The sequence below is a fragment of the Mycobacterium sp. SA01 genome, from assembly GCF_041287105.1.
Classification (GTDB): Bacteria; Actinomycetota; Actinomycetes; order Mycobacteriales; family Mycobacteriaceae; genus Mycobacterium.
This window is the reverse complement of the sequence record NZ_JBGGNO010000016.1, coordinates 477,172-486,943: the sequence shown is the minus strand read 5'-3', so window position 1 is coordinate 486,943 and position 9,772 is coordinate 477,172. Positions and strand designations below refer to the sequence as shown.

General features: G+C 66.2%; 12 protein-coding genes and 1 tRNA gene. 2 read left to right on the top strand and 11 right to left on the bottom strand.

Annotation, left to right across the window (positions count from 1 at the left end; translation table 11 throughout):
• Window positions 1-138: 138 nt before the first annotated feature.
• From AB4879_RS10060 to AB4879_RS10050, 3 genes are all read right to left on the bottom strand, one after another.
• Window positions 139-229, bottom strand: a tRNA-Ser gene (locus AB4879_RS10060).
• A gap of 28 nt (window positions 230-257) precedes the next feature.
• On the bottom strand, window positions 258-719 hold the full coding sequence (locus AB4879_RS10055; RefSeq protein WP_370507463.1) for a nucleoside deaminase: 462 nt from the start codon (window positions 717-719) through the stop codon (window positions 258-260).
• Entirely contained in the window at window positions 716-1,234 is a 519-nt protein-coding gene (locus AB4879_RS10050) for a tRNA adenosine deaminase-associated protein (RefSeq protein ID WP_102810228.1), read from the bottom strand. Before AB4879_RS10050 ends, AB4879_RS10055 begins: the two co-directional genes overlap by 4 nt.
• Before the next feature lie 96 nt (window positions 1,235-1,330).
• On the opposite strand from AB4879_RS10050, the gene AB4879_RS10045 reads away from it, so the two are divergent.
• Window positions 1,331-2,275: a prephenate dehydrogenase gene (locus AB4879_RS10045; RefSeq protein ID WP_233209563.1), complete on the top strand. Its 945-nt coding sequence runs from the start codon at window positions 1,331-1,333 to the stop codon at window positions 2,273-2,275.
• Here the strand turns inward: AB4879_RS10045 and AB4879_RS10040 are convergent.
• From AB4879_RS10040 to AB4879_RS10020, 5 genes are read right to left on the bottom strand one after another with little or no spacing between them, the layout of a single operon-like run.
• Entirely contained in the window at window positions 2,238-2,840 is a 603-nt protein-coding gene (locus tag AB4879_RS10040; protein WP_102810226.1) for a putative glycolipid-binding domain-containing protein, read from the bottom strand. The two genes, AB4879_RS10045 and AB4879_RS10040, sit on opposite strands and share 38 nt — an antisense overlap.
• On the bottom strand, window positions 2,837-3,625 hold the full coding sequence (locus AB4879_RS10035; protein WP_102810232.1) for an ABC transporter permease: 789 nt from the start codon (window positions 3,623-3,625) through the stop codon (window positions 2,837-2,839). The genes AB4879_RS10040 and AB4879_RS10035 overlap by 4 nt, the downstream gene beginning before the upstream one ends.
• Entirely contained in the window at window positions 3,622-4,266 is a 645-nt protein-coding gene (locus AB4879_RS10030) for an ABC transporter permease (protein ID WP_102810225.1), read from the bottom strand. Before AB4879_RS10030 ends, AB4879_RS10035 begins: the two co-directional genes overlap by 4 nt.
• Window positions 4,263-5,363, bottom strand: coding sequence for an ABC transporter ATP-binding protein (locus AB4879_RS10025; RefSeq protein WP_370507462.1), 1,101 nt, complete (start codon window positions 5,361-5,363; stop codon window positions 4,263-4,265). The genes AB4879_RS10030 and AB4879_RS10025 overlap by 4 nt, the downstream gene beginning before the upstream one ends.
• Window positions 5,364-6,317, bottom strand: coding sequence for an ABC transporter substrate-binding protein (locus AB4879_RS10020; RefSeq protein WP_370507461.1), 954 nt, complete (start codon window positions 6,315-6,317; stop codon window positions 5,364-5,366).
• A gap of 139 nt (window positions 6,318-6,456) precedes the next feature.
• Between AB4879_RS10020 and AB4879_RS10015 the strand changes: the two genes are divergently transcribed.
• The gene (locus AB4879_RS10015; protein WP_370507460.1) at window positions 6,457-6,831 is read left to right on the top strand and encodes a lipopolysaccharide assembly LapA domain-containing protein; all 375 of its coding nucleotides are present in this window, start codon (window positions 6,457-6,459) and stop codon (window positions 6,829-6,831) included.
• On the opposite strand, the gene AB4879_RS10010 is transcribed toward AB4879_RS10015, so the two are convergent.
• The 3 genes from AB4879_RS10010 to AB4879_RS10000 form a co-directional block, all read right to left on the bottom strand.
• A complete protein-coding gene (locus AB4879_RS10010; RefSeq protein WP_370507459.1) occupies window positions 6,828-7,853 on the bottom strand; it encodes a phosphotransferase family protein in 1,026 nt (341 codons plus the stop codon). The two genes, AB4879_RS10015 and AB4879_RS10010, sit on opposite strands and share 4 nt — an antisense overlap.
• A gap of 13 nt (window positions 7,854-7,866) precedes the next feature.
• Entirely contained in the window at window positions 7,867-8,475 is a 609-nt protein-coding gene (locus tag AB4879_RS10005) for a histidine phosphatase family protein (RefSeq protein ID WP_370507458.1), read from the bottom strand.
• A gap of 109 nt (window positions 8,476-8,584) precedes the next feature.
• Window positions 8,585-9,745 (bottom strand): acyl-CoA dehydrogenase family protein, encoded by a 1,161-nt coding sequence (locus tag AB4879_RS10000; protein WP_370507457.1) that lies wholly within the window; start codon window positions 9,743-9,745, stop codon window positions 8,585-8,587.
• Window positions 9,746-9,772: the final 27 nt, after the last annotated feature.

Genomic DNA, 9,772 nt, shown 5'->3' with positions numbered 1-9,772 from the left:
CGGCGAACTCATCCGCGAGCTAACCATCGACCCCACCAGGGACTATCAACCCCGCGGCGTGCCCTGCGGCCGCCCAAAGAAAAAGCCCTAAACCCCCAACAAGGGTTCAGAGCTATTCCTATGTCCTGATACATCACATGGCGGTGGCGGAGGGATTTGAACCCTCGGACGGGGGTTACCCGTCACACGCTTTCGAGGCGTGCTCCTTAGGCCGCTCGGACACGCCACCGCCGAAGAGCTTACGTGTCGCGGGCGGGCTAACCCAAATCGCGCTGACGAGCGAAAAAGCCCTCCAACAGCGCGGCGCACTCGTCGGCAAGCACTCCCCCGCGCACCTCCGGCCGATGCGTCAGCCGCCGGTCGCGCACCACATCCCAAAGTGAGCCCGCCGCACCGGTTTTGGGTTCCCACGCGCCGAACACCACCCGCGCCACCCGGGCCATCACCAACGCGCCCGCGCACATCGTGCACGGCTCGACGGTCACCACCAGCGTCGTCCCCGCCAGCCGCCACCCGTCGCCGTACACCCGGGCCGCCGCCCGCAGCGCCAGGATCTCGGCGTGGGCGGTCGGGTCACCGAGCTTTTCCCGAGCGTTCGCTGCCCGGGCCAGCTCGGTGCCGTCCGGGCCGAAGACCACCGCACCGATCGGCACATCCTCGGACCCGGCCAGTCCGGCGGCGTCGAGGGCCGCGCGCACCAGAAGTTCGTCGGCGATCACCGATCGAGGCGGTCCAGCACTGCTGACAGCTCGTCGGCGAAACCCATCTCCCGCGCGATCCGGCCGAGTTGCTCGTCGGCGTACAGATCGGTCTCGTCGAGGATCACGCTGAGCACCGGCTCAGGCAGCCCGATATCGGCCAGAACGCCGAGGTCACCCTCTTCAAAGGGGTCTGCATCTTCGAGATCCTCTGGCGAGATGTCGGCGTCCAGAGTCTCCAGCGCTTCGGCAGCAATGTCGTAATCCAGCGCCGCCGTCGCGTCCGACAACAGCAGCCGGGTACCGGACGGTGCCGGCCGCACGATCAGGAAGAACTCGTCGTCGATGTCCAGTAGCCCGAACACCGCGCCGGCGCTGCGCAATTCTCGCAACTCCGTCTCGGCGGCAGCCAGGCTGGTCAAAACCTTTGCGCTCATGGCGGAGCAACGCCACTTGCCGTCTTCGCGAACCACGGCGACCCCAAAGCCATCCGGGGCCTCCGACCCGGGGCTGGTCTGGGCTCGCTGTGCTTCCATGGGCGCATACGCTAGTCGCTGATCAGGCCTTTTGACCAGGTACCCATCTGCGATGCGGTTTGGATGTGTCAACCTGGACATGTGACGAAGACACCCGTGTGCGTCCTCGGTCTCGGACTCATCGGCGGCTCGGTGTTGCGAGCGGCGGTCGGTGCCGGGCGTGAAGCACTCGGCTACAACCGATCCGTCGAGGGCGCCGAGGGAGCGCGGTTCGACGGTTTCTCCGCCACCACCGATCTCACCGAGGCATTGGCGTGGGCCGCTGAGCGCCAGGCGCTGATCGTCCTGGCCGTGCCCATGCCTGCGGTATCGCAATTGCTCAGCCACATCAAGGACGTCGCCGGCGACTGCCCGCTTACCGACGTCATCAGTGTCAAACGTGCGGTGCTCGACGCGGTGCGCAAGGCCGGCCTGCTCGACCGCTACGTCGGCGGCCATCCGATGGCCGGCACCGCGCACTCCGGTTGGAGTGCTGGCGACGCCAGGCTGTTCGCGGGGGCGCCGTGGGTCCTCACCGTCGATGAGCACGTCGATGCCCGGGTCTGGGAGCAGGTGATGCACCTGGCGCTCGACTGCCATGCCGTGGTGGTCCCCGCCACGTCCGATGAGCACGACGCCGCGGCTGCCGGCATTTCGCATTTACCGCACCTGCTGGCCGAGGCATTGGCGGAGACGGCAGGCGAGATACCGCTGGCATTTGCTCTGGCGGCCGGCTCATTTCGGGACGGCACGCGAGTCGCGGCAACGGCTCCCGATCTGGTGCGGGCCATGTGCGAGGCGAACGCCGAGCAGCTGCTACCCGCCCTCGACCGCGCGTTGGAGTTGCTGAACCAGGCCCGCGCATCGCTGGCCGACAGAGGCTCGGTGGCCGATCTGGTCGAAGCCGGCCATGCAGCCCGTGCTCGCTACGACAGCTTCTCGCGCCCGCAGATCGTGACCATCGCGATCGGGGAAGAGGATTGGCGCGCCGAACTCGCCGCCGCCGGTCGCGCCGGCGGCGTGATCAGATCCGCTCTGCCAGTCCTGGGTAGTCGACAATGAAGCCGTCGGTGTCGACCGTGATCGTGGTGTCGGCGACCGGCGAGTGCAGCTTGATGCCGTCCCCGGCGTCCGGACCCGAGCTGCCGTAACTGATGGTGGCCTGCTTGACGGTCAGGTCGGGCAAACTCACGTACACCACCGGCAGCGACACCGAATCGACGCGCTGGTACAGGCCGGTACGCCGGATCGGCAGCGCGTTGAAGAACGGGCTGAAGACGACGTCGACGTCCAACGCCCCCTCGTAGGCACCCCGCGACTGGCCCTGGTGATCGGTGATGAGCCACATGCCTTCCTCGTCGCGGGCGATCGACAGCTGCCGATCCCGCTCGGCGAGGGTGACGCTCATGGACAGCCGTTTGGTCGCGCCGGTCTCGTCGGTCACCAGGTCATAGGAAGCGCTGAAGGCCGGGTTGGTCTCGGCGGCTGCGGCGACGATGCGGCCGTAGGCCTTGATCCGCTTGCCCGATAGCTGGACCCGGGCGGACTCCATCCGCGAATCGTCGTGCGCGCGCCAGGTCAGGATCGCCGGCCAGGCGCTTTCTGTCGCGTCGTTGGCTGCACTCACCCGTCTACCGTATGCGACGGGCCGCCCCGTTCGTAACCAGGTCGGGAAGTGCGGCTCATCTGTGATGTGGGTACGCGTGCATCCAAACTGACCTCGTCGTCGAGCAACGGCTGCGGCATCCGTCGGAATCGGCCCGAGCCGGGCACCGAAGCCCACACGGCCAGCGCCAGCATCGCATCGAGCACCAGGGCCAGCACGGTCACCAGCAACGCACCCACCAAGGCGAGGTAGAACTGGCGGACCTTGATGCCGTCGATGAGGTAGCGCCCCAGCCCACCGAGGCTGGCATAGGCGGCCACCGTCGCCGTCGCCACCACCTGCAGGGTGGCCGTGCGCAGCCCGCCCAGAATCAGCGGCAGCGCATTGGGCACCTCGACCCGCAGCAAAACCCTGGTCTCGGTCATGCCCATCGACCGGGCGGCGTCCACCACCGCCGGGTCGACGTTCGCGATCCCGGCATAGGTGCCTGCCAGCAGCGGCGGTATGCCCAGCAGCATGAGCGCGACGGTCGGCGGAAGCAGCCCGAGCCCCCACAGCAAGACCCCGAGCAGCAGTACGCCCAGGGTCGGCAATGCCCGCAGCGCGTTGACCCCGGTGACCACCAGGAAGGTGCCTCGCCCGGTGTGCCCGATCAGCAGGCCGATGGGGATGGCGATGAGCGCGGAGATGACGACGGCGACGGCGGTGTACTGCAGGTGCTCGGCGATGCGGACCGCCAAACCGGCCCGGCCGCCCCAGTTGGAGCCGGTGAAGATGTAGGCAAGTGCCTGCTGCAGGAAGTTCATGAGCTCGCCTTGACCCGGGCCCATGGGGTGATCAGGCGACCGGCCAGCAGGATCAGCACGTCGATGACGATCGCGAGCAGGAAGATCGCGATGATGCCTGCGATGATCTGATCGCTCTTGTCGGCCTGGTAGCCCTCGGTGAACCAGGTTCCCAACCCGCCGATGCCGATGACCGAACCCACCGACACCATCGAGATGTTGGTCACCGCGACCACCCGAAGCCCGGCGATCAGGACCGGAATCGACAGCGGTAGTTCGACTTTGAGCATCCGCGATACGCGGGTGTAGCCGACTGCGGTGGCCGCGTCACGCACCTGAGCGGGTACCGCGTCCAGCGCTTCGGGCACCGCCCGCACCAGCAACGCCGTGGTGTAGAGGGTCAGCGCGACGATGACATTCGCCTCGTCCAGGATCCGGGTCGGGATGATCAGCGGCAGCACCACGAACAGTGCCAGCGACGGGATCGTGAAGATGATGCTGGCCGTCACCGTGGTCACCCGGCGCAGCGCGGTGGTCCGCCACACGTAGGCGCCTACCGGCACCGCGATCACCAGACCCAGCACCACCGGAACCAGGGACAGCCGCAGGTGGATCACGGTCAGCGCCCACGCCTTGTCGAGATGGGTCAACAGGTAATTCATTCGTGGGTCCGTTGGGCCTCTAACGCTTCCAGAACATCGTCGGCCTTGACCCCGCCGATCACCTGACCATCGTCGTCGACGGCCACTCCCAGGCCGGCCGGGGAGGACAGCGCCGCATCGAGTGCCAGCCGCAACGTGCCGCCGGGAGTGAACAGCGATCCGCCCGCAATTGTGCTATCGTACAGCGAACTTCCACCCCGATGCAGCTGCGCTCCGTCGGCGTCCAGCCAGGCGTAGGGCCGGCCGTCGTCGCGGGTGACCAGTCGCCAGTCCCCCGGCGCGAGCCTCAGCGCATCGATCTCGGATTCTGTGACCGTCTGAATGTCATGCAGCGGCAATCCGGAGGCCTGGCGGAACTGCAGGCCACGGTAGCCGCGATCGGTGCCGATGAACCCGGAGACGAATTCGTTTGCGGGATTGGACAACAACCTGGCCGGCGCATCGTATTGCTGCAAGGTGCCGCCGGGCCCAAACACCGCGACCCGGTCACCGAGTTTGATCGCCTCGTCGATGTCATGGGTGACGAAGACGATGGTCTTCTGCAATTCGCCTTGCAGCCGCAGAATTTCGACCTGCAACTCATCACGAACCACCGGGTCGACCGCTGAGAACGGCTCGTCCATCAGCAGCACCGGCGGATCGGCAGCCAGCGCGCGGGCCACGCCGACGCGCTGCTGTTGCCCGCCGGACAGCTGCGCGGGATAGCGATCGCCGAGCTTGGGATCGAGGCCTACCCGCTCCAGCACCGCATAGGCGGCCTTGCGGGCGGTCCGGCGGGACTCGCCCTTGAGCACCGGCACCGTTGCCACGTTGTCGATCACCCGCTGGTGCGGCATCAGGCCACCGCTCTGGATGACGTAGCCGATCCCGAGCCGCAGCTTGACCGGGTTCACATCCGCGATGTCGCGGCCGTCGACGGTGATCGTCCCGGAAGTCGGCTCGATCATCCGGTTGATCATCCGCATCGATGTCGTCTTGCCGCAGCCCGACGGTCCGACGAACACCGTCAGCGTGCCCGTCGGCACCTCCATGCTCAGGTCATCGACCGCGACGGTGCCGTCCGGGTAGGTCTTCGTGACGCCTGTGAAGGTGATCATCTATTTCCCGATCGGCTTGTCGAAACCGTTGTCACGTATCCACTTTCGCGCCGCCTCGTCAGGGTCGACGCCGGAGTTGCCGGATACGGCGGTGTTGAGTTCGATCAGACCCTCGGTGCTCAGCTTCGCCGACACCGCGTCCAGCACTGTCTTCAGTTCGTCGGATTTCTTCTGCGAACTCACCAGCGGCACGACATTGGCCGCCAGAAAGTTGTTCTTGGGGTCTTCCAGCACGACCAGCTTGTTCTGGGGAATCGCCGGCGAGGTGCTGAAGATGTCCGCAGCGGTGACGGTGCCGTCGACCAGCGCACGCACCGTCGCGGGGCCGCCACCGTCACTGATCGAGACGAAGTTGTCCGGCTTGATGTCCAGCCCGTACTTGGCCTTCAAACCCGGCAGTCCCTCCGTGCGACTCTGGAATTCTGACGGCCCACCGAACTTGACCTCAGCGGAATGTGCGGCCAGGTCGCCGATGGTCTTGAGATTCCATTTCTGCGCGGTGGCTTCTGACACCGCGACGGTATCGGTGTCGTTGGCCGGTGAGGGAGTCAGGATCGACAGATCGCCGGGAAGCACCCGGAACAACGCCAATTCGACTTGATCCGGTGTGGTCACGGTGGTCTTGGAATCGAAGTATTGCAACAGGTTTCCGGTGTACTCCGGCACCAGGTCGATGGAATGGTCACGCACCGCGGGAATGTATGTCTCGCGGCTGCCGATCCCGAACTGCCGGCCCACGGTGAAACCGTTGGCCTCCAAGGCTTGGGCATAGATTTCGGCGATGATCTTCGACTCCGGGAAGTCCGCCGAGCCGACTACCAGATTCTTCAGATCCCCTGATGCCGATCCGCCACCGAGTGGATTCGCGCTGCCACAGGCGGCCACCAGCGGCAGCACGAGAGTGGACAGTATCGCCGCAAACCACAGTCGCTTTCCGCCCCGCGACGCATTCATGAGCGTCCTTTCACCCCGACCCGTCTAGCCGACAGTAACGGCACTTACCGTCCTGCGCCGAGGTTTAGATCAGGGCAAACGTCACCGTTCTGTTATCACCCCATTGTTTCTGCACGGCCAGAGAGGGAACAATAACGATGTGTCTACCAGTGAACCGACCGGCCCGGACCACGAGCCGACACCGCCGATCCCGCCGGCGGCCTCGACTACGGAGTCTTCCTCGCCCGCCACGGCCAAAGCCGTGAACGAGGTCAAGTTCACCCGCGCCGCGGCCCTGTGGTCGTCGTTGATCTTCGGGTTGCTGATCCTGACGGTCCTGCTGATCTTCATCGCCCAGAACACCGAATCCACATCGTTCGCGTTCCTGGGCTGGCACTGGTCACTGCCGTTGGGCGTCGCGATCCTGATGGCGGCGGTGGCCGGCGCCCTGGTGACCGTGCTGGCCGGGGCGGCGCGCATCTTCCAACTCCGCCGGGCCGCCAAGAAGAACCTACGGGCAGCCCGCACCACTTAGCCGAAAAACTCCAGGCCGCGGCTGATCAGTACAGCGACAGCCTCGCCCGCCTGGTCGTCACCGTCGGTGGCGTCCGCGGACATTCGCCGCCGGAAATCGATACCGGCGACGATGATCGCCAATTTGAAGTACCCGAGTGCCATCTGGAAGTTCCAGTGCGCCAATGGGTTTCCTGAGGCTACCGAATAGCGCTGGGCAAGGTCGTCGGCCGACGGCATCTGGGGGGCCGTCCACGACTTGTGTTCCTGGCTGAGCAGGTCCAGCATCGGGTCCCGCTGCACACACATCACGGCGACGTCGGCGAGCGGGTCACCTAGGGTGGACATCTCCCAATCCAGCACCGCCCGAACGATTGTCGGGTCATCGGGGTCGATGATGGTGTTGTCGATGCGGTAATCCCCGTGCACGATCGAGCTACGACTTTCCGACGGCACCGCGTCGGCCAATGTGGAATGCAGCCGTTCGACGTCACCGTCGCGTGGATCGTCGGGCAGCCGAACGTGTTGCCACTGCGACCCCCACCGCCGCACCTGCCGTTCGAGATACCCCGCCGGCTTGCCGAAGTCACTCAGACCGACACTGTCGGGATCGACCGCATGAAGGTCGACCAGCACCCGGATGAGGCTGTCGACGCAATCGCTGACCACGCCGGGGTCGCCGAGGGCATCGAGTTCTGCGCGGGTGCGAACCACTTGGCCCGCCACGTATTCCACCATCTGGAACGGCGCACCACCGACCGAGTCGTCGTCGCGCATGGTGACCGCGGGCGCGACCGGCACCGGGCTGCCGGCGAGCGCGGCCACCACCCGATACTCGCGGGCCATATCGTGCGCCGACGGGGTCAGCCCGTGCAGCGGTGGGCGCCGCAGCACCCATTTCGAGGCGTCGTCGAAAATCAGGAAGGTCAGGTTGGACCGGCCACCGGAGATGAACTCCGCCTGCAGTTCCCCGCTGCGCGGGATGCCCGCCGATCGCAGATGCAGGTCCAGTGCCGCCAGATCGAGCCCGTCCAGAGAAGTCACTCGCTATGTATAGCTAATAGCGCTGGTTGCGCGGCAAGAGATCCCAAACATGTTCGGTGGTGTTGACCGCCGCCACTGTGCCGAACCCGCTGCGGGCGTAGAGCAGGCGGGTGATCGACACGTAGTCGATGGGGAACGACAGCAGCCGTTTGGTGCCGAGGAGTTCGTGCAGGATCACGTTGATGACGCCGCCGTGGCTGAATACGGCCACCGTCTCATCGTGGTCGGCCGCTGCGACGATATCGCTCATCGCCGCGCTCACCCGGCCGCGGAACTCGTCCTCGTCGACGGTGCTGGGCAGCCGGCCGTCGGCCATCCGCGCCCACTCCTCGGGCCGTTCTTTGCGTACCTGTTCGATCGGCACGTAATGCGACAGCCCGCGGTCGTACTCGGCCAGCCGGTTGTCGATGTCGACGGTCAGCCCGGTGGCCTTGGCGACCGGCTCGGCGGTCTGCAGCGCACGCCGCTGCGGGCTGCTGACCAGCCGGGCGAGCGGGAATCGGTCCAGCGCCTCGGGCAGCCGACGAGCCTGGTCCCAGCCCGCGTCGGACAGCTCGGGATCGCTGCCTTCACCGGCCTCGGTGCGGTGTGGCAGGGCATGCCTGACGAGCAGCAGCTGCATGGGTGCGGTGGTCCTTTCACGCGCCGAGCGTGTGACTTGTCGCGGATTCTTCGACGTTTTTCAACGATATCCCGCACGTTCGGCGAGCTCGGCTCCGACGCGTGCGGAACTATCGCTTGACCGGCGGCGCGTACGCCGGACGCCCCAACCCGAGGATCTGCTGGGCGATCATGTTGCGGAAGACTTCCAGCGTTCCGCCGTAAATCCCGGTGGGCGAGGCCAATCGGAAGATGTATTCCGCAGCGCCATCGGCGGCCGCGCCAGTGGTACCGACGGGCAGACTGGCGGTGGTGCCGAGGATGTCCATCAGGTCCGGGGCGATATCACGCATGGTCTGGGCGATCGAGACCCGGCCCGACATCGCAGGCGCGCTCAGGGCGACCTCCACCCGGGCCGCGGCGCGCCCGAGCCGGTAGGCCACCGAGTCGTCGTCCACCCGTGCCACGGCGGCGACCCGGTCGACGGCTTCTGCCGTGAGCAGGATGTGCTCCGTCATCGTCGCCAGCTTCTGCAGACCCTCGGTGCCGAGGTCGATGGTGCCGTGCTCGGCGTTGAGGGCATCCCGCAGCACCGTCCAGCCGCCGTTGACCGCACCGACGCGGTACCTGTCGTCGACGCGGACGCCGCCGTAGTAGGTGATGTTGGTTCTATCGCCGTCGACCGTGCGAATGCCCTGGATCTCCACGCCGGGCGAGTCGAGCGGGACCAGAAACATCGTCAGGCTCTGGTGTTTGGGCGCTTCGGGGTCGGTGTTGGTGATCAGGAAGACGTACTGCGCGTTGTGGGCATTAGAGGTGAACATCTTGGAGCCGTTGATAATCCATGCGTCGCCGTCGCGCACTGCCCGTGTCTTGCAGGTCGCGACATCGGAACCGCCCTCGGGCTCGGTATAGCCCAGGCACAGCCGCCGGTGACCCGAGAGCACGGCCGGCATGAGTTCGGCAACGAGGTCCGGATCGGCGAATTTGGAAACCGCCTTCGCCACCATCATGGTGGTCGGCCAGTGGAACCACGGGGCGTGGGCGCGGCCGATCTCCAGCTCCCAGATCCTGCGTTGCACCGCGGTGAATCCACCCTGCGCCTCGTCGTGGAAGTCCTTGGCCAGATATCCCCGCTCGCCGAGAGCGAGATGCAGGCCCTCGTGGAAGTTCTCCCCTGTCTCACGGTCATGCCGGAGAACGTCGTCGGTCACCAACTCGGCGAGATCCGCGCGCACTCGGCGCTGGAACGCCTGATCTTCACTGGACAGTTCGACCGGAGAAAAGTCCATCAACTGCTCCGTCCTATGTCGGGTGAC